The 20,168-nt window shown below is 46.1% G+C and carries 15 protein-coding genes; 13 read left to right on the forward strand and 2 right to left on the reverse strand.

What is annotated here, in order from left to right; translation table 11 throughout:
* Positions 1–155: 155 nt before the first annotated feature.
* Positions 156–1,736, reverse strand: coding sequence for an FAD-dependent oxidoreductase (locus AB4Z50_RS23630; RefSeq protein WP_441882790.1), 1,581 nt, complete (start codon positions 1,734–1,736; stop codon positions 156–158).
* A gap of 187 nt (positions 1,737–1,923) precedes the next feature.
* Between AB4Z50_RS23630 and AB4Z50_RS23635 the strand changes: the two genes are divergently transcribed.
* The 3 genes from AB4Z50_RS23635 to AB4Z50_RS23645 all read left to right on the forward strand — a co-directional run bounded on the left by AB4Z50_RS23635 (position 1,924) and on the right by AB4Z50_RS23645 (position 4,648).
* On the forward strand, positions 1,924–2,958 hold the full coding sequence (locus AB4Z50_RS23635) for a phosphotransferase (RefSeq protein WP_441882792.1): 1,035 nt from the start codon (positions 1,924–1,926) through the stop codon (positions 2,956–2,958).
* Positions 2,939–3,679: a glycerophosphodiester phosphodiesterase gene (locus AB4Z50_RS23640; RefSeq protein ID WP_441882794.1), complete on the forward strand. Its 741-nt coding sequence runs from the start codon at positions 2,939–2,941 to the stop codon at positions 3,677–3,679. Before AB4Z50_RS23635 ends, AB4Z50_RS23640 begins: the two co-directional genes overlap by 20 nt.
* A 102-nt stretch (positions 3,680–3,781) precedes the next feature.
* Positions 3,782–4,648: a MurR/RpiR family transcriptional regulator gene (locus AB4Z50_RS23645; RefSeq protein ID WP_430063153.1), complete on the forward strand. Its 867-nt coding sequence runs from the start codon at positions 3,782–3,784 to the stop codon at positions 4,646–4,648.
* A 104-nt stretch (positions 4,649–4,752) separates the two neighbouring features.
* On the opposite strand, the gene tlp is transcribed toward AB4Z50_RS23645, so the two are convergent.
* Positions 4,753–4,968, reverse strand: coding sequence for a small acid-soluble spore protein Tlp (gene tlp, locus AB4Z50_RS23650; protein WP_076270030.1), 216 nt, complete (start codon positions 4,966–4,968; stop codon positions 4,753–4,755).
* Positions 4,969–5,520: 552 nt separating this feature from the next.
* On the opposite strand from tlp, the gene AB4Z50_RS23655 reads away from it, so the two are divergent.
* The 10 genes from AB4Z50_RS23655 (at position 5,521) to AB4Z50_RS23700 (ending at position 20,165) form a co-directional block, all read left to right on the forward strand.
* Positions 5,521–6,912, forward strand: a complete 1,392-nt coding sequence (locus AB4Z50_RS23655) for an ABC transporter substrate-binding protein (protein ID WP_441882796.1) — start codon at positions 5,521–5,523, stop codon at positions 6,910–6,912.
* A gap of 101 nt (positions 6,913–7,013) precedes the next feature.
* A complete protein-coding gene (locus tag AB4Z50_RS23660; protein ID WP_441882798.1) occupies positions 7,014–9,908 on the forward strand; it encodes an extracellular solute-binding protein in 2,895 nt (964 codons plus the stop codon).
* 15 nt (positions 9,909–9,923) lie between these two features.
* Positions 9,924–10,877, forward strand: coding sequence for a carbohydrate ABC transporter permease (locus tag AB4Z50_RS23665; RefSeq protein ID WP_144376841.1), 954 nt, complete (start codon positions 9,924–9,926; stop codon positions 10,875–10,877).
* Between the two features lie 2 nt (positions 10,878–10,879).
* Positions 10,880–11,752, forward strand: coding sequence for a carbohydrate ABC transporter permease (locus tag AB4Z50_RS23670; RefSeq protein WP_441882801.1), 873 nt, complete (start codon positions 10,880–10,882; stop codon positions 11,750–11,752).
* Positions 11,753–11,772: 20 nt separating this feature from the next.
* Complete coding sequence (locus AB4Z50_RS23675; protein WP_441882803.1) at positions 11,773–13,836, forward strand: YIP1 family protein; 2,064 nt, start codon at positions 11,773–11,775, stop codon at positions 13,834–13,836.
* Positions 13,837–13,840: 4 nt separating this feature from the next.
* On the forward strand, positions 13,841–16,396 hold the full coding sequence (locus AB4Z50_RS23680; RefSeq protein ID WP_441882805.1) for a DUF5696 domain-containing protein: 2,556 nt from the start codon (positions 13,841–13,843) through the stop codon (positions 16,394–16,396).
* 2 nt (positions 16,397–16,398) lie between these two features.
* Entirely contained in the window at positions 16,399–17,301 is a 903-nt protein-coding gene (locus AB4Z50_RS23685; protein WP_441882807.1) for a carbohydrate ABC transporter permease, read from the forward strand.
* Between the two features lie 15 nt (positions 17,302–17,316).
* The gene (locus AB4Z50_RS23690; RefSeq protein ID WP_441882809.1) at positions 17,317–18,312 is read left to right on the forward strand and encodes a carbohydrate ABC transporter permease; all 996 of its coding nucleotides are present in this window, start codon (positions 17,317–17,319) and stop codon (positions 18,310–18,312) included.
* Between the two features lie 98 nt (positions 18,313–18,410).
* Positions 18,411–19,094: an N-acetylmannosamine-6-phosphate 2-epimerase gene (locus AB4Z50_RS23695; RefSeq protein WP_441882811.1), complete on the forward strand. Its 684-nt coding sequence runs from the start codon at positions 18,411–18,413 to the stop codon at positions 19,092–19,094.
* Between the two features lie 18 nt (positions 19,095–19,112).
* Positions 19,113–20,165 (forward strand): DUF4855 domain-containing protein, encoded by a 1,053-nt coding sequence (locus AB4Z50_RS23700; RefSeq protein ID WP_441882813.1) that lies wholly within the window; start codon positions 19,113–19,115, stop codon positions 20,163–20,165.
* The last annotated feature ends 3 nt before the right edge of the window (positions 20,166–20,168 follow it).

Consider the following 20,168-nt stretch of genomic DNA (forward strand, 5'->3'; position numbering starts at 1 on the left):
TTGTACGCATAAAACAGAACCTTACACTTCACCGCCTTTCGGATAAAGTAGCTGTTCATGTTCATGATGGATTGTTTATCTAGCAGTAGTGTAACAGCAAGCGGATTGTTTTTCCATAAATTTTATAAAAAGAGGATAATATTTTTATTTGTAAGCTATCGCTTCAAATTTTCTGGCCAATGCGTCTCAATGCCTTGATTTTGAATAAGCGTTAAAAAAGCTTCCAGATGCAGCTTATTTTCTCGTACTTCATGCGGGGTGACTTGATTTATAATGGAGTAAGCGGCTAAATAACCTGCTGATTCACCGATGTTCCATTCGGTTGGATGCAGTCGGTAGCAGCCGTTTGTAATTTGAGTGGTGCCAATATTTTTACACGCAGGGAGCAAATTTTTCATCCGAACGGGGAGGAGGGCTCCGAGCGGAATTTCGTAAGGCAAGCTGGGAATGTAGAAGCCGCGATTGGATTTTGTTGTTGTGTGGAGATCTAGATGATAACTTCCGACGCCTACACTGTCCTCATATCGTTTGATCCCTTGATCCCCCCTGATTTCGAGGCTGACATCATGCTCCGTAATCGTATATTTCGCCTTTATTCTGCGAGATTCCCGTATATAAGGATGTTTGGCAATACCATCTTCTGTTCCAACAATGTCACCGCGAAGTCGAAGGCCGGGATAACCAATGCCTCCATCTGGACGCGGTGCTTCCGTTTGCAGCCAATAAACGAGCGATAGACTTTGCTGACGCGCACTCTTCAAATGTTTTTGTTTTTCTTCCTCAGTTACCTCATAAATAGGTCCTAAATAATAATCGTTTTGTGCCCAGTTAATTAAAGTGATATCGCTTTCAAACGAGCCTTCTTTAAACAAAGAACGGTCAATAATGCGCCTGTAAGTCCAGAAGGGCATGGGTTCTTTCCCATCGGGCATGAAGATGATTTCTTTATCCTGATCCTTGTCATGAATGTCTCCCATTTTCCAGCCGAACAGCGGGAAGCGTGAATGCGCAGGAATGAAGCTTCGCCAAAAGTCATACTGCTCTGGTTTCTCAATCGTATAATCTGCATTCTCCATGTGATCCAAAGCAAATACATACGTAAAGGATTGCATATCAAGGGAATCGGCCTGTTCGAGCGCATGCGGTTCTCCTGTTTCAGCTTTTGCTTCAGCTCCTGATACATACTCTGCACCGGCAAGAGGAAGAAGGTCGCCGCATTCGGTCGCGTCCAAATAGTAGGAGCCATGCAGCTTCTTCATTTCACCTGAGGTGATATGTTTGATAAGGACAGATTCAATCAAGTCTTCGTTTGTTTCAGAGGACTCTAAATGATAGCCGAGTAGAATAGTTATTTTTCCACTACTGATATGAGGAGCAAGCATAGTCTCAAGCACATGAAGCGCGGCTTTTGGTTCATGGCAAAGTCGGCTGACCCAGCCGTTTCCTGGGTTTAGGCGATCATTATTTTTGGCGTCTTCTACTAAGGGATAGTTTTCCTTGTAATAACGGCGAATACGGTTGCGAAACTCACGATATGTACGGGTACAGCCGAAGCTTTCAATCCAAGGATGCTCGTCGGGAGGAACGGCTTGACTAGTCAACTGCCCGCCAATCCAATCTGTTTCTTCCGTAACAATCACCTTCATGCCTAACTTAGCTGAGGATAGTGCAGCCATGCATCCACCAAGCCCTCCGCCAAGTATAATGATGTCAGCCGTAATCGATTGTTGTTCCATTCGAGTCCCGCCCTTCTAGAATTGAATGAAAATTTGCTATATCGTAACACGAGATAGAGATTATATCCACCAATTATGATATTATTAAAAAAAATATCTTTTTCAAAATTCTGGCAGTCCATGAAGCCAATATCCGAACATTATTTTAATTTGTGAAAGTCAATTGAAGGAAAGAGGAGGGATTCTATTGCCTCAAGATATCAGTATGCAATGGGTTACGAGTCTTTGTATTCATTATGATATTGGAGTGCCTCTCATTCAGCCAAGTCCAGTCACTGGCGGTTTGCTTCATCACATGTGGAAGCTCAGCACAACAGAAGGCCAATTCGCCTTGAAAATATTAAACCCTGAAATTATGTCAAGAGCAGGTGTCTTGTCCAACTATTTGCTCTCGGAGCGTATTGCAGCAGCCGCAGCAAGTGCAGGTATAACTGCCGTCTTAGCAAAGACAGTTAATAATGACATCATTACTCAGGTTTCTGGTGTGGATGTTATGCTATTTGATTGGATTGATGGAGCTGTCATTACTCCCGCTGATTGCCGCAGGGAACACGCAAGTATAATTGGAGCTTTGCTTCATAAGATTCACAACTTAAAATTCGATGAGCAGCATAGCCCACTCTGGACTTCCTTCGGGCAGGACTACTTGAGGGAATTGATAGATGATGGACTTAGGACAGCGACGCCATGGGCGCAGCAGATTGATGCTGGATTCAATGACTTGTTAGAATGGAATCATCAGTATCAGCAAGCCAGCCAGATGTTGAACGATAGCCAGTGCTTCAGCCATCGCGATTTGAATCCGAAAAACGTCGTTTGGAAGGACGGTCTTCATCCGCATATTATTGACTGGGAAGCAGCTGGTTCAACAAATCCAACAATGGAGCTATTTGATGCTGCCTTAAGCTGGAGCGGGATTGATACGGGTCACGTCAATAAAGAGATTTTTATGACGATGCTAGGCTCATATCAAAAGGCCGGTTGGACAGAGCTAACGCATGTGAAGGAAGCTTTCTACGGCAGAATGGGCAGCATGCTCGAATGGATGGAGTACAATATGAGACGTTCACTGCACAAAGATATTTTCGGTGAGCCGGAGCAGCAGCTTGGCAATGAGCAGGTGCTGTTGACCTTCTCGTCCTTAAAGGAAATGTCAGCAAATATTGATGAGTGGATGGAATGGATAGAGGAGAGGGATCAGAATGAAACCAGCAATCAATAAAAAAATTATCGTCATTGCCCACCGAGGTGCGGCCGGGTATGCACCCGAGAATACGATGGCGTCCTTTCAGCTTGCGATAGAGATGAAGGCTGATTTCTTGGAACTGGATATTCAGCTTACAAAGGATGGGCAGCTTGTTGTTATTCATGATACAGAGGTTGATCGTACGAGTAATGGCAGAGGCAAGGTGCTGGACTTTACGATGGCTCAGCTGAGTGAACTGGACGCAGGAAGCTGGTTTAATGCGAAATTTGAAGGTGAACGAATTCCAACACTATCAGAGGTATTCGACTTATGCAAAGGGAAAATCGGTATCTTAATCGAGATTAAGGCGCCTTGGCTATATCCGGGGATAGAGCAGAAGTTAGCCGAAGAGCTGCGTGCTCACGGCATGCTGGATGAAGATCCTGCTTCTATTATTGTTCAATCTTTTGATCAGAGCTCTGTGAAGCGATTTAGTGCTATTATGTCCCAGGTTTTAGTTGGTTTGCTTGTTTATCAGTCTGAAGATGTAACGGCAGAGAAGCTTCAAGAAACAGCTGTGTATGCGGATTATGTGAACCCGAGCTTGAATCTCGTTACAAAAAGTTTCGTATATACCATTCATGTATTAGGCAAAAAAACGACGCCTTGGACGGTTCGTTCGGCAGCGGAAGTGCCGCCATTGCTCGATCTTAACGTTGATGGCATTATTACCGATTATCCTGATTATGTGAAGTGATAGGGATTGATCAGGATGTTTTGAGGGTATTACATTTATTGTAAGCCATGAGTAGATCATCTAAACCATGTAGATAAGTACACTATGAAGCGAGCTGATACGATGAAGATGGCAGGACAAAAAATTAACCAATCCAATACGCTTTTGTTGATTTCGAGTATATATACTTCCTTGACCAAAGCGGAGAAAAAAGTAGCCGACTATGTGAAATCAAATCCCGAGGAAGCGGTTATGGCGACGGTAACCGATTTATCTGAGCAGGCGGGGGTAGGCGAAACGTCCGTTATTCGGTTTTGCCGGAAGTTAGGCTTCCGCGGTTATCAAGAGTTTAAGCTGTCTATTGCGCAGGATTTGGTCAACCGTCCGTCGTACTCAACCGTTGAAATAGAAGAAGAAGACAGCACGCTGACGAAGGCAAGAAAGATTACGCTTCGCAACGAAATGATGCTGAAAAATACGCTTGATCTAATCAATCCGGCGGATTTGGAGAAAGCAGTCCATCGGATGCTCGCGGCGGACAAAATTTATATTTTTGGAGTAGGATCATCCGGTATTACAGCGCTTGATCTTCATTATAGGCTGATGCGAATTGGAATGAATGTGGAGGCGCATAGGGATTCCCATATTATCGCCATGTCTGCATCGCTTGTGAAGAAAGGGGAAGTGGTGTTTGGCATATCAACCTCGGGGAGCACGAGGGATCTGGTAGATCCGCTGCGTCAAGCGAGAGCTAATGGAGCTGAGGTCATTTGTTTGACAAGCCATATGCGTTCTCCGATTACAGCACATGCCGATACCATTTTATTGGTGCCCTCACGTGAGATGCCTACCGAAGGCGGTTCTTGGTCAACAAAAATTACTCAGGTACATTTATTGGATATTTTGTGCAATTTGTTGTCTCATAAGAAAAATAATGCTACAGAAGCTTTGGAGAAGACGGCTCGCTCCGTCGTAGACAAGCTGTACTAATCGATAGGGCCGTCTTTCGATCATATCGCAAAGCCCATCAAAAAAAAGGAGACCTTCATGGGGGTCTCCTTTTTTTGATGGGTCTCTATAAAGATAAAGAGCGCTTATTGCCCTGCTTCGTCCTGTTTCTCCGCTGCGAAAGATTGAATGCTTTCTTTGCGGCGCTCGTTTTTAGCTTCGATAGATTGCTGCTGATCCGAAGATAATTCATCAGCAAATTCATTTAAGTACTGTTCTGCTTCTTGCAAATTTTCTTTTGTGTTGTTAATATGCTGCTGCAAATGAGCGGCATTATCTTCTCTGTTGTCTGGTTTAGCCATTTGTAATCCTCCTCTCTGTACAATAGTCCTGATTAAGATGTCCGACAAGCACCGAAATTATGCCAATAGAGAGCGCTGGCAGCTAATGTTTAAATTTTCTGACAATATAGAATAAAGGCATATTTTTTTAATATATAAATTAATAGTGGAGAAAAAATCCATTGTATGATAGCTTAAAAAAGGATTCAGCCAGAAAAGGACGAACCTTTTAAAATACGATTTTTCCAAACGGTTTTAAAGCAGATTTTCGAATAAAAGAATTTTCTTTCAGAAAAAATAAAATTATTGAAAAATTCCTCCAGTGATGATATGTTGTAAACAGGAAAGATCATCACTTTCTGGAAGGATTTATAGCATCTCATTATTGGTGGACTACCATGACAATCACATAAAAAGTAAGCCGAGACCTTCCAAGTAAGTGGGGCATGAAGGCATCGATGCGGGGTTGGAACTTGAACTGATAACAGGGAGGGATGACCAAACAGCAGTTGATCGCAGCAAATGTAGAGTAAGCATGAGCTCTTGCATTTCATCCATTGGAGGGGTAAAGCTATGCGGAAAATAAAATGGTTTGCAATGGTTTTATTGGCGGTTACGCTCGTTTTTGTATCGGCATGCAGCAAGGGCACCAATAACGGAAGTGAGAAAGCTACGAATAAGCCTACGAATGATACGACTGCCGAAACGGCAGCTCCGACAGAAGCTCCGCCTGTAGAGCCGGTTATCGACATGAACGGCGAGACGTTGAAAATTATTCACTGGGTCGACGGACCGTCAGAGGATACGCCGGAAGGTGCAGCGACACTGGAGAAGTGGCGAGCTGCCGAGAAGAAATATAATGTGAAGATCGTGTGGGAGAAGGTGCCTTGGGGCGAGAACATAAAAATGGTTACAAACGCCGCGCTCTCTGGTGAGTCGGCCGCCGATATCGTACCTTTGGATTACTATTTTGCAGTGCCGGCCATCAATCAAGGATTGTTTATGCCGGTGGATGATTTCTTCAATTTTGATGATCCCAAATGGCCTGCAGGCTTGAAGCAGCACGGTGCGGTCAATGGCAAAATGTACGGCTTTACCTCCAATATCAACAACGCCTCTGGTCTCTACTACAATAAAACATTATTTGAGCGAGAAGGTCTTCCAGATCCGCATGATTTGATCGCTCAAGACAAATGGACATGGGACGCTTTCCTAGACATCGCCAAAAAAGCGACAAAAGATACGAACGGCGACGGTGTAATCGACCAATGGGGCGTCACCAATATCGTCGGAAATCTATCGCGCATCTTGATTCACTCCAACAACTCCTCCTTTATTACACTCAAAGACGGCAAAAACGTCTTCAACTATGACGATCCAAACCTACTAGAAGCACTTCGATTTTTTAGTGATCTATTCAATGTGCATAAAGTCGTCGCTCCTAACAAAAACGAGAATTTCGAGGATTATAATGAGTCGCAAACGCTATTCAACTCCGGTAAAGCCGCAATGGTTACTGGTGAAGTATGGGAAGGCGCAACAAGAACAACAATGACCGATGAACAAGGTTTTGTTTATTTCCCTAAAGGTCCAAAAGCAACAACATGGCAAGGCAGCATTGAAAACTACGTGCAGTTCTATATTCCTGCCATCGTTAAGAGAGCAAAAGAGAAAGCTTATATTTGGGAACAAATTCAAATGTGGGATCGCGTAGAGCCGATTAACCGCGAGGAAGCGGAGAAGCAGCTGCTTGCTGATGAAAGCGATATTGAAGTGATGCTCGATTCTCTCAAATATGCACAGCCTATTTTTCTACCGCTAGGCGGAGCTTTAAGCGATATTTCCTATTCGATTGCCAATCGCGGCGAGTCGCCAGAGACGGTGCTTGAGCGAAATAAACAAATTGCGCAGGATGCGATTGATAAGGATTTGAATACACAAACAACAACAAAGGCAGCACAATAAAGGATGAGACTAGATTGATGAAACAGCATCATAGGGAATCCCCATAAGGGATTCCCATCCTTTTATATGGACGACCATTTAAAGAGGAATGAGGGGTTCGCATGCTGAAGGTAACCAGGAAAACAAAGAGAGTGGTTGGCGCACTGCTGGCTCTGGTCCTATGCCTGACAATCGTCTCCATTTATCCTGCGAGCCGCTCCTCAGGCAGCGATCACATACTTGAGTCTACTCATGCGGCATCAGCCTTATTGGAGAAGAAATTAGCAAACCTCCCTTCAGCAGGCAATCGCTATGAAGAGTATGCAGCTGAGTATGCAAATGAGCCGCATCCATCGATCAATCAAACAATTGAAGCCGAATCCTTTGCTGCGATTGAGGGTATGAATGCTGAAAAATTGGAAGTTTACGACGGTGCCGAGACGCCAGTCGTTGAAACGGAAGATTCAGGTGTGATTCATTGGGATGTTGATGTGCCAGAAGACGGATTATATCATATGGCTTTGCGCTATTTTCCGGTGGAAGGCAACACTTCACCCATTGAGAGAGAGCTGCGTATCGACGGTGAAGTTCCTTTTGAAGAAGCATCCAGACTTGTTTTCTCACGGGTATGGCGCAATGAGCTGGCCGAGCTGGAGCAGGATGCCAAGCAAAATGATTTGCGGCCGAGACAAGTTGAAAGCCCGCAGTGGCAGGAGAGAGTATTGCGTGATGCGGAAGGTTATTATCGTGAGCCGTTCTCCTTTTATCTATCCAAAGGCCAACATCGAATTTCACTCGTTTCTCTAAGAGAACCGATGATTATAGACTATTTGAAGCTTTACCAGCAAGAAGAAATTCCTCCCTATGAGAAAGTGGCGCAAGAGTATCAAGAGCAAGGCTATAGTGCGACGAACGGCTTGTTTATTAAGCTTCAAGGCGAGGACGCCGCGTTCAAATCGAATCCCTCATTGTATCCGCTGAATGATCGCTCCAGTCCTGGCACGGAACCCTATCATGTATCAAAAATAAGAATGAATACAATCGGAGGCGTCAACTGGAAAATTCCCGGACAGTGGATTTCGTGGAACCTTGACATTCCAGAAGACGGGCTTTATGAATTTGGCCTTAGATACAAGCAAAATACGGTCAGAGGCGTCAACGTAGTTAGAGAGCTTTCCATCGACGGGAAAATTCCGTTCAAGGAGGCGGAAGCTATCCCTTTCCGATATGACGGCGCATGGCAGATTGGAATGCCTGGCGAGGATGGCAAGCCGTACTTATTTTATTTGACCAAGGGGAAGCATGAAATCAAGCTGGAGCTGACGATGGGCGACCTCGCTGAAATTATTCGAATGGTGCGTTCCAGCATCCAGCAGCTCAACGCATTGTATCTCAAAATCATCATGATCACTTCGGCTTCGCCAGACCCTCTGCGCGATTATGAGCTGGAGAAAAAAATTCCTGAGCTGCAAAAGGTGTTTAAGGAGCAGAGCGAGTTTCTTACCGCTGCAGCAGATCGGATGGATGAGCTGGTTGGCGGCACGAGCGCCAGCACGACGATCTTAAGAACAACCTCCTATCAATTGAAGGATATTGGAAGCCGTACCGAGACGTTGACCTCACGGCTCAAAGGCTTCAAGGATAATGTGACCGCCCTCGGAACTTGGCTGCTTACCGTAAATCAACAGCCGCTTGAAATCGATTATTTGTTTTTCAAATCGCAGGACGTACCTGTGCCGAAGGTCAGTACTGGAATCATCGGGAAGTCTGTACATGAAGTGATGTCCTTTGCCAGATCGTTTTCCGAAGATTACAGCCACATCAGCAACGTCAAGCAAGGAGACAAGGAAGTAACCGTGTGGATTGCAGCAGGAAGAGATCAGGCTCAGCTGCTTCGGTCTATGATTGACAACACCTTTACGCCGCAAACCGGCATTTCAGTTAATTTACAGCTCGTGAATCCAGCAGTCGTTCTGCCAGCAACGCTAGCGGGGAAAGGCCCGGATATCGCGCTGACCCAAGGCGATGTAATCAACTTTGCGATGCGGAACGCGCTTCAGGATTTATCCAGCTTCCCGGAATTTGCACAGGTTAAGGACCGGTTTATGGATAGCGCTTTCGCAAGCTTTAAGTATCAGAACGGCGTGTTTGCTCTACCAGAAACACAATCGTTCCCAATGCTATTCTATCGTAAAGATATTTTGGAAGAGCTGCATTTGGACGTGCCGCAAACATGGGAGGATATGTACCGTATCATTCCCGAGCTCCAGAAGCACAACATGGATTTGGCGCTGCCGCAAAATATCGTGTTTGAATCGATGCTCTATCAAAATGGCGGCCAATATTACCAAAAAGACGGGATTGCAACGGATCTTGATTCAGCCATTGGCATAGAATCGTTCCAAAAGTGGACGGAGCTGTATACCAACTATAAGCTGCCAATTGAATTTGATTTCATTAACCGTTTCCGCACAGGTGAGATGCCAATTGGTATTGCGGATTACACCACGTTCAATTTCTTGACGATTTTTGCCCCGGAAATTAGAGGCCAGTGGAGTTTTGTCGCGGTACCGGGTACGAAGAGCGAGGCGGGGACGGTTCGCCACGACACACTTAGCTCAGCTACAGGCACCGTGATGTTCAAAGACGCCAAAAATAAAGAGGCAGGCTGGGCGTTTATGAAATGGTGGACGGACACGGAGGCACAGGTCACGTTTGGGCGTGAGATGGAAGCGATATTAGGGGAATCGGCGCGATATGCAGCTGCGAATTTAGAAGCTTTGCAGCGTCTTCCATGGTCAGCAAAGGAAATGAATCAGCTGGTTGAGGAGCTGAACTGGGTCGTCGGCAGACCTGCTGTCCCAGGCGGTTATTCACTCGATCGGCACATCTATAATGCCTTTTACGAGGTGTACACCGACGGCAGCGAACCTCGGGAAACGCTGGAAAACTATGTCCGAACGATCAATCAGGAAATTACGATCAAGCGCGAAGAATTTGATTTGCCGACAAAGTAGAAGGGAGGGGTCCATATGATTCAGCTTGTTAAAAAAAGCAAGTTAAAATTGGACAGCAAAACGCTGCGGCCGCGGTTGAATCTGAAGTGGAAGGAAGTTTCGAAGAACAAGGTTTTATATGCCATGATTGCACCGTTCTTTCTAATCTTCTTCACCTTTACCGTCCTTCCCGTCTGCTTATCGCTGCTGGTCAGCTTCACTAACTTTAATATGCTGGAGTTTCCGAAGTGGGTAGGCTGGCGCAATTACGCTCAATTGTTTGTTAGGGATGATGTGTTTCTAATCGCTCTAAAAAACACGTTGATCTTCGCCGCAATCACAGGACCTGTCAGTTATATCGCCTGTTTTGTGCTCGCGTGGATTATTAATGAGTTTCCGCCAAAGATTAGAGCTTTTGCGACGCTGGTTTTTTATGCGCCTGCCTTGTCAGGGAGCGCCTTTATCGTGTGGACGCTCTTGTTCAGCAGCGATTCCTATGGATATATCAATGCCTTCCTGCTCAAGTGGCATTTGATATTGGAGCCCATCCTTTGGCTCAAGACACCTAAATATATTCTTCCGATCATCATTATCGTACAGCTTTGGCTCAGCCTTGGAACGAGTTTTCTTGCCTTTATCGCAGGGCTGCAAGGACTTGATAAAACGTTATTCGAGGCGGGTGCGATCGATGGCATACGCAATCGCTGGCAGGAGCTTTGGTTCATTACGCTGCCTTCAATGAGGCCGATGCTGATGTTCGGTGCAGTCATCCAAATTACAGCTTCCTTCGGCGTTGCGGAGGTAGCGACTGCGCTCGCTGGGTTCCCAAGCGTGAAGTATGCGGGCCATACGATCGTTACGCATTTAATGGATTACGGCTCCATTCGCTTTGAGATGGGATACGCCTCAGCTATTGCGACCGTGCTGTTCGCAATGATGCTTGGCTCGAATCTCATTGTGCGTAGGCTGCTGGCGAAGGTCGGTGAGTAGCGATGATCACAATTCGTCTAAGAAAAAAAAGAATAAGCCGCTCATGGATGGGCGATGTCTTTCTGTTCATGCTGCTTGCAGCAGTAGGATATTTTATGGCAATGCCGCTCGTATTTGTGATCAGCAATGCATTCAAGCCGATTAACGAAATTTTGAAGTTTCCGCCTGATTTTTTGGTCAAAAATCCAACATTCACTAACTTTACGGACTTATATCATCTGCTATCCGGCTCATGGGTGCCTTTTACTCGTTACATTTATAACACTTTTTTTATTGCTATTGTTGGTACAGTCGGTCACGTGCTCATTGCTTCCCTCGCAGCTTATCCACTGGCGAAGCGGAAATTTCCAGGAAAGGGATTCCTTTTCACCATTGTAGTGCTATCGCTAATGTTCTCAGCTACGGTTACTCAGATTACGAATTACATGACGATGTCATGGCTCGGTTTTCTGGATACCCACTGGGCGGTTATTATTCCGGCAATTGGCTCCTCGCTTGGGCTGTATCTTATGAAACAGTTTATGGAGCAAATACCGGATGCGCTGCTCGAAGCTGCACAGATTGATGGTTGCAGTGAAGTTCGCATTTTCTGGAGTGTCGTTATGCCTGTCGTCAAACCTGCATGGCTTACGCTAGTTATTTTCTCTTTCCAAGGTTTATGGGGGGCAGGCGGAGCAGCGGGCTCGATGTATATTTACAGTGAGCAGCTCAAAACAATTGATTACGCGCTAAGTCAGATTCTGGCGGGAGGCATCGCACGAACGGGTCCTTCGATGGCAGCAACATTGCTGCTGCTCACCGTTCCGATTCTCATCTTTGTGCTATCGCAGAGCAGCGTTATTCAAACGATGTCAACCTCCGGCATGAAAGAATGATGGGAAAGGGGAGGCTTACGTTGAATCGATTATGTAAATTTCTGCTGCTCTTCCCACTAATGCTGATCCTGGTTGGCATTTCAGTTCCAGTCTATGCTGCGCCATACGATGGCTACAATTATTCGTGGTGGGGAGATCCTGAGCCAGCGCCTGTGCCGTACTTGCCAGTGAAGCAAATCGGCGGGGAGCAATTAAGCTCCGGACCATTCAAATCGCCAGAGGACTTGTTCATCACCGCTGACAATCAGATCTATGTCGCGGATACAGGCAATAACCGCATCGTAGTGCTTGATGAGCAAGCAAGCGTAATTCAGACGATTGATGCTTTTGTGAATGGCAATAAAGCGGATAGCTTCTCAGCTCCGCAAGGGATCTTCGTACATTCAAATGGACATTTGTTCATTGCCGATACAGGAAACAAACGCATTGTTGAGTTAACGAAGGAAGGCGAGCTGGTACGCGTCATTGGCGCTCCGGAGAGCGATGTGCTGGGCGGAAACTTTGTCTATGAGCCGATCAAGCTGGTCGGAGATTCTGCAGGTCGTTTATATGTTGTCGGAAAAGGCGTGTTCAATGGCATTATGCAGTTTGATTCCGGCGGCAAGTTCTCAGGGTTTATGGGCGTCAATAAAGTACGCTACAGTGCCGCGGATTTGTTCTGGAAGCGCGTCATGACGAAGGAGCAGCGTTCCAAAATGGTGCTCTTTATCCCTGTCGAATTCAACAACGTCGATATTGACAGTGAAGGCTTTGTTTATGCTACGACAAGCGAGGCATTCTCGGATACACCAGTTAAGCGTCTGAATCCATCTGGAACGGACGTGCTGAAGAGAACGGGCTACCAGCCCCCAAAAGGTGATATTCGATTCCGCACAGGAGGCACACGGCCCGGAACATCAGCTATTCAAAGCGTCGCGCTTGATCGAAATGGGATTTACAGCATTTTGGACAGTACGCGCGGGAGAATCTTTACGTACGACAGAGAAGGCAAGCTGATGTATATTTACGGACTGCTTGGTGAGCAGGTTGGGACGTTTAAGACGCCAACCGACATTGACATGTTGGGCGATAAGATGATTGTGCTAGATAAAGGCTTGAATCAGCTGGTCATGTTTGAGCCAACTCGCTATGGAAAGGTGATTCGGGAAGCCGTTATTAATAATGATATTGGCGAGGAAGAAAAGTCGGTCGAGAAATGGCGCGAGGCTTTGCGATTAAACAACAATCTCGAAATCGCTTATTTGGGGATCGGGAAAGCGGAGCTCAGACAGGGACATAATTACGAAGCGATGAAGCATTTTGAGCTGGGCATGCACACGCAGTATTATTCACGGGCTTTTGAACGTTACCGTAAGGATTTCATGTGGGAGCATTTCGGGAAAATTGCGGCAGTAGCGATCACAGCAGTCGTTCTGCTCATCGCTGCGAGAGTGCTTATCAAGCGCAGAACAGCTGAGCCTGGCGTAGTGGGAATGGGCTGGTATACGATCTTCCATCCGTTTAATGGATTCTGGGAGCTGAAGTTTGAGCGAAAAGGGAAGATCTGGTTTGCTTTGCTGCTGCTGCTTATTCTCTCTCTTCTCTACGTGCTCAAAAGGCAGTTTACCGGCTTTATCTTTAATCCAACGGTCAATGCAGAGAATGTAAACGTGATTGATGAGATTAAATTTATTGTGCTCCCGTTTTTTCTATGGTGCATCGCCAACTGGTCGATGACGACGCTGATGGATGGCGAGGGGAAATTCAAAGAAATTGTAATGGCTACCGCCTATGCGCTTATTCCAGTTGTGCTGATGCAAATTCCGCTCATTTTATTATCCAATGTCATTACGATTCAGGAAGGTTCGTTCTATCGATTGCTGGAGTCAATCGGCTTCTTGTGGTTTTTTGGATTGTTATTTGTCGGTATGCTTACCGTTCATCAGTATACGGTGGGAAAAACGGTCATTACGATGCTGCTAACGATGCTTGTGATGGGCATCATCATCTTCTTAGGCTTGCTTTTCTTCAGCTTAGCGCAGCAGATGCTTTCCTTCGCGGCTACGGTATACAAAGAAGCGATGTTTAGACTAGGGGAGGGATAATGCCATGTCAAAGCACAATACACGGAAATGGGTGGCATTATCCCTGCTGCTTGCGATGCTGTCGCTGCAGGCTTGCACATCGGGAACGGTTAACAGCACCCTCACTTCCTGGACGCCGAGTAAAGTTGCCGCGGCAACGGATGCTTCGCTCCGTGCACTGGATGCATCAGCTCAAGTGGAGCCTCGAATAGAAGGCCTTGATCCGGTGCTGGAGAACGATGCGCTTCGGCTGTATATCAGCAAAGCTACTGCTGAAATCGCGGTCGTGGATAAAAAAAGCGGGAACATATGGCGCTCGAATCCAGACAGCTCGGAGGATAAGCTTGCTTCACCTTATTTAAAGGGGAAATTATCCTCCCAAATCTCTTTCGTTTACCTCACGAAGAGCGGTCAGAACAAGGATTATGACAGCTATAACAACAGCGTGAAATTTAATCAGTTTGAAATCAAGCAAGCGGATAATGGGGTGACGGTCACCTATCAGTTCGGTGATCCGCAGAAAGGGCTCGAGTCCATACCGCAGAAGATAAGCAAGGAGCGGTTCGAAGGAAGATTGCTGAAGCGATTGGAAGATCCAGCGGATCAAGAACAGCTGAAGGTTAGATACAAGCTAAATGAGGAGCAGGGTATTTACGAACGCCGAGAAATACCAAAAGCTGTCGTGAAAAAGCTATTGGCAATCTTTGAGAAGGCGGAATATACGGAAGAGGATTTTGCTATCGATAATGGTGAGGGAGACGGCGGTGGAGCAGCTGAAGAATCGGTTAAACCGAAATTTTCGGCAGCGATTGAATACACATTGGATGGCAGAGACCTAATCGCTTCATTGGATACGTCGAACATCACTGAAGATACTCCGCCTTATCGGATTCATTCGATCAGTCTTCTAGAAAATTTCGGAGCTGCGGGCCAGAAGGATGACGGCTACCTCTTTCTTCCTGACGGGTCGGGAACGCTTATTAGGTTCAACACTGGAAATATTCAAGCGCAGCCTATCCTGATCCCGATATACGGTGAAGACAGCTCGATCTATGTAAATGAAAAGTTTAATACGCTTGAGCCAAACCGGTTGCCGGTATTCGGAATGAAAAAGAACGATGCTGCTTTTCTTGCCATTATTGAGCAGGGGGAAGCGCTCGCCAAGATTTCCGCGGATATAAGCGGGCGATTGCATGAGTTTAATACGATTGCTGCCCAGTTCATTATTTTGCCGAAGGACGAGGTGCGTTTAAGCAATAATGAGATCATGCACAAAACGCCAAAGGAGACGTATAAGGGGAATTTGAAAATTCGTTATTCCTTATTAAGCGACGATGAGGCTGATTACTCGGGCATGGCAGCAAGCTATCGCACTTATCTGGAGAAGGCGGATGGGCTATCAAAGCTGAAAGCAGAAGGAGATGCGCCATTTTATATGGAGCTTGTTGGCAGCATCCCGAAAAAGAAAAACATGTTAGGTTTTCCTTATGAGACTCTTGTGCCTTTAACGAATTTGAAGGAAGCTGAGCAGCTCGTTGATCAGCTTCACGGCAAGCAAATACAAAATATACGGCTGAGTTACAAGGGCTGGTTTAATGAAGGCTTAAATCATACGATAGCATCGAATATCGACATGGATAACGTGATAGGGAGCAGAGGCGATTGGAAGCGATTAGCGGAAAAGCTGCAGAAGAGCGGAGGCGGGTTTTATCCGGATGCAGCCTTCCAGCTTATCTATCAGAATTCCGGGAAATTTAGCCCGAGCAAAGACTCTGCCCAGTACATTTCTCGGCGCTATGCGAAAATTTATGAATTCGATCGCGCAGCATATTTTCGGCATAACGAGCTGTTGTCACACTATTTGTTGACTCCAAGAAAGCTAAGTTCAACGGTCAGAGGTTTTCTGTCTGATTTCAAGAAGCTGAATCCTGGAGCTATTTCCTTGAGGGATCTGGGCTCTGAGCTTCATTCGGATTTCCGAAGAAATGCAGAGGTGACAAGAGAGGACGCAAAACGAATCGTTACAGATCAGCTCGAAGCCATCTCGGAGATGTCTCCAAGCATAATGGTCAATGGCGGCAATGCTTATGTGCTCCCGTATGTATCGCATATTCTAAACATGCCACAAAAAAGCAATGAATATCAGCTAGCCGGTGAGTCGATACCGTTTAACCAAATGGTGCTGCACGGTTATATCGAATATGCGGGAAAAGCATACAACATGGCTGATGAGCAAGACATTCGGGAAAGTGTACTGCGCTCGCTTGAAACGGGTTCAAATGTCTACTTTAGCTGGTTTTATGAGGAGCCGTCCGTTCTTAAGGACACTCGATTCAGTTATCTTTATTCGAATGATTATGAGCAATGGTTTGATGAGGCTGTCGACGCTTATGGCGAAGTGAATGCAGTGCTGCGGCAGGTTCGCGGTCAGAGCATGATCAAGCACGAAAAGCTGGCGGAACGCACTTACAAAACCGTGTATGAGAGCGGCTTAACGGTTTACGTAAATTACAGCGATGCCGTTGTTCAAACGGATGGTGTGACCATTGAAGCCCATGATTACATCGTTAAGGGGGGATAAGGATGTCGAAGAGACGAACACTGAGCTTGGAGCGCAAAAAGGAAATATACGGCGTGTTGTTCGTAACCCCTTGGCTGCTTGGATTCATACTGCTGATGGTTATCCCATTCGTCCAGTCGCTTCAATTCAGCTTCCATAAGCTGACGCTTAATTCGGAAGGCTACTCGCTTCAATACGTCGGCCTTGAAAATTATCGCAACATCTTTTTCGTTGATGCGTGGTACGTTCGTTCTTTAACGGAAGCCGTTACGGTGATGGCATTAAACGTACCGCTCATTATTTTTTTCAGCTTATTTACAGCCACATTATTGGTGCAGAAATTCAGAGGGAGAATGCTTGCGAGAGCGATCATATTCCTGCCAGTCGTGTTAGCCTCAGGGGTTATAGCTAAGCTTGATAACGGCAATTTTCTAGCACAAATGATCGGCTCCGCTTCAACCGACATGGAGGGCAACTATTCTGGACTGCGAAGCATTGAGCTTAGGCCGCTGTTATTCCAAGCCGGTCTTAGCCGGGACATTGTGGAGTATTTGACGAGTGCGGTGGATCGAATCTACCAGATCATCAGCTCGTCTGGCGTCCAGATACTCATTTTTTTAGCGGGGCTGCAGTCGATCTCGCCTTCTCTTTATGAAGCGGCGAAGATGGAAGGGGCCACAGGTTATGAAGCCTTCTGGAAAATAACGTTTCCAATGATTTCGCCGCTCATTCTGACGAATGTGGTGTATACCATCATTGATTCCTTCTATGACAATAAAATGACGCAAATGATTCAGGACGCAGCTTTTGGTCGATTGGACTTTGGCGTTAGCTCGGCGATGTCGTGGATTTACTTTCTAGTCATCTCGATCATTCTAGTCGTATCGACGTATCTGATTTCGAAGCGTGTTTTCTATTATGACTAACAAGGAGGAAGAGATATGGAAGCTGAGACGAAGGTGAAAAGCCGCATCTCGGACTCTGCCTTAGTGCGGGCCGCAACGAGCTGGTACGATCGCCATAGCCCAGTTGAAAAAGCGAAGCATTGGCTTTGGATATTCATCCGTTCCGTACTTATCGTCGGGATTTGTTTTATCATTTTGTATCCGATCATTACGAAGCTGTCCATCGCGTTGCGCGACAAGCAGGATATGTTCGATGCAACCGTCGTATGGCTGCCGCGGCATTTTACACTGGATAATATCAAAATCGTCATGGGTTATTTAAAATATTCGGAATCCGTCACTAACACGCTGCTGCTTAGCCTTGGAACGTCGCTGCTTCAACTCGCTTCCTGTGCACTGGCTGGTTATGGCTTTGCAAGGCTCAAGTTCCGGGGCAGCGCCATTTTGTTCGGAGTCGTCATCTTTACCATCGTTGTGCCGCCGCAAACGATTATGGTTCCTACGTATTTGCATTATCGCTTTTTTGATGTGTTTGGGCTCTATCATCTGTTCACAGGAAAAGATGGTGTGAATCTGCTGGAGAGCTTCTGGCCTTTCTTTATTTCTTCGGGGCTTGCGATGGGCTTGAAAAACGGTCTGTATATTTATATTTTCCGTCAATTTTTCCGCTCACTGCCGAAGGATTTGGAGGAGGCTGCGTATGTGGATGGAGCGGGCATTCTGGGTACATTTGCAAGAGTCATGCTGCCTAATGCTGTACCTGCGATAGCTACGGTCATGCTGTTCTCGTTCATCTGGCAATGGAATGACAGCTACTTTGTAAATCTCTTTGCGCCAAATTATACCCTTCTAGCAAGAATGCTCGATTTGCTGCCTGGTGCTGTTCGACCCGAATATGTTGGAGGTATTTCTCATACATCTTTATATTTGAACACTGGTACACTGCTAGGTATTTTGCCGATCTTCATTCTTTATTTATTCGCACAAAGATACTTTGTAGAGAGCGTAGAGCGCACAGGATTGGTAGGCTAGCGATTATTCGGGCAACCGTACTTACGATTGGAGGGTTCTGCAATGAACGATGCCATAGGAGTAGATAGCGAGGGGCTCTTGGATAAGCAGGTGACCCTATGATCCCACCATTAATTGCCGGACTAAAAAAAGGATTTATCGTATCCTGTCAGGCGCTTGAGCATGAGCCATTGTATGGCTCCGATATTATGGCTGCGATGGCAGCGGCAGCGGAATCCGGAGGGGCATCAGCTATTCGTGCCAATACGCCGCAGGATATTGCCGCTATCAAACGCAAATGCAAGATTCCGGTTATCGGACTATATAAAAAACATTATCCCGATAGCGATGTCTACATTACTCCAACCTTGCTAGAGGTAGGGGAAGTGATTCGAGCGGGTGCTGATATCGTGGCTATAGACTGCACTTCCATGCCGAGACCAAGAAACGAGAAGCTGGATCATGTCATTGCTGCTATTCGCAAAAAATTCCCTAATACACTGATCATGGCGGATATTTCTACTTTTGAGGAAGGCGTTTCCGCTATGAAGCTTGGCGTAGATGTCGTCTCTACGACGATGTCGGGTTATACGCCACAAAGTCCGAAGCAACAAACCCCTGATTTTGAGTTAATCGGGAAATTAGCTGCGCTTGGTCAGACACCCGTTTTTGCGGAAGGAAGAATATGGTCGATCGAGGATTGCTTGCGCTGCTTTGACGCTGGCGCGCACGCTGTCGTAATCGGAACCGCTATTACAAGGCCGCAAGAGGTTGTGAGACGTTTTGTAACGAGCATCAAGTAATTAGTAGGAGGCAGCGACATGGAGCGATCGGATAGTGGAGCTTTTCTTCGTTCAGGGGAACAAACGGCAGGAATAAACAATCTGATGTTGTTTTATAACGGTCATTATGAAAACGATGCGGGCGTATGGAGGAAAGAGCAATTTATACCCTATATCAGCTATATCGATGCTGAAGGCAAGCCGCTCGAATGGCTGTTTGACGGGGCTTTGTTTCTAGCCAAGTGGTCTCATTCATCAAATGGATTTGAAGAATCAGAGGAGCATCCAAACGATCAAAATGACTGGCAATGGTACTTGGATAAGACCTTTGCGGAATCAGGTGAACTATCGGCATTAAATGAAGCCATGGAGGAAGTTGCTCTAAAATTAGCAGACCCAGAGCATAAAATGAAGGTTGTGCTCATGATTCCCTATCCGGCACCGAATCAGCAAAACTTTGGAGCAATAAGCGATGATAGCAACTCGCTTTGCTTCGATCATACGATTGTTTCTGCAGTGGAAGCGACTCGAAATAAACAAAAAGCGCTTGAGTGGTATATTGGTCAACTGCTAGAGCGCTGGGAGAATGCTGACTTGCCCTTTCTCGAGCTGAAGGCGCTCTATTGGATGAATGAAGCTGTGAATACGAGCGTTCCCTACGAGGAAGGGCTGATTGGCTGGACGGGAGATCAGGTTCGCGCAAAGGGGCTGAAATTTTTCTGGATTCCCTATTACAGGGCCAGCTTGTATTGGAAATGGAAGGAGCTAGGCTTTGACGCAGCAGCTATGCAGCCTAATCACTTTTTTACTAAGACAGGCGAATCGAGAGTCGGGATCGCAGCCAACATGGCCAAACAAGCCGGCATGGGCGTAGAGATCGAGGTCGATTCTCGGGTTTTTGAAAGCAATGGCGATTTCCGCGCAAAATATGAAAATTATTTGGCAGGCGGCGCAAGGTATGGTTATAGCGGGGAAGTATTTAAAGGTTATTATCAAGACGTCAAGCTGCTCTTTGATGCAGCATATGCGGAGGAGCCGGAAAAAAGGGAGATTTATGATTTGACCTATAAATTTATAAAAGGGGCGTTATAAACG

This window comes from Paenibacillus sp. 2TAB26, assembly GCF_052115145.1.
Taxonomy (GTDB): Bacteria; Bacillota; Bacilli; order Paenibacillales; family Paenibacillaceae; genus Pristimantibacillus.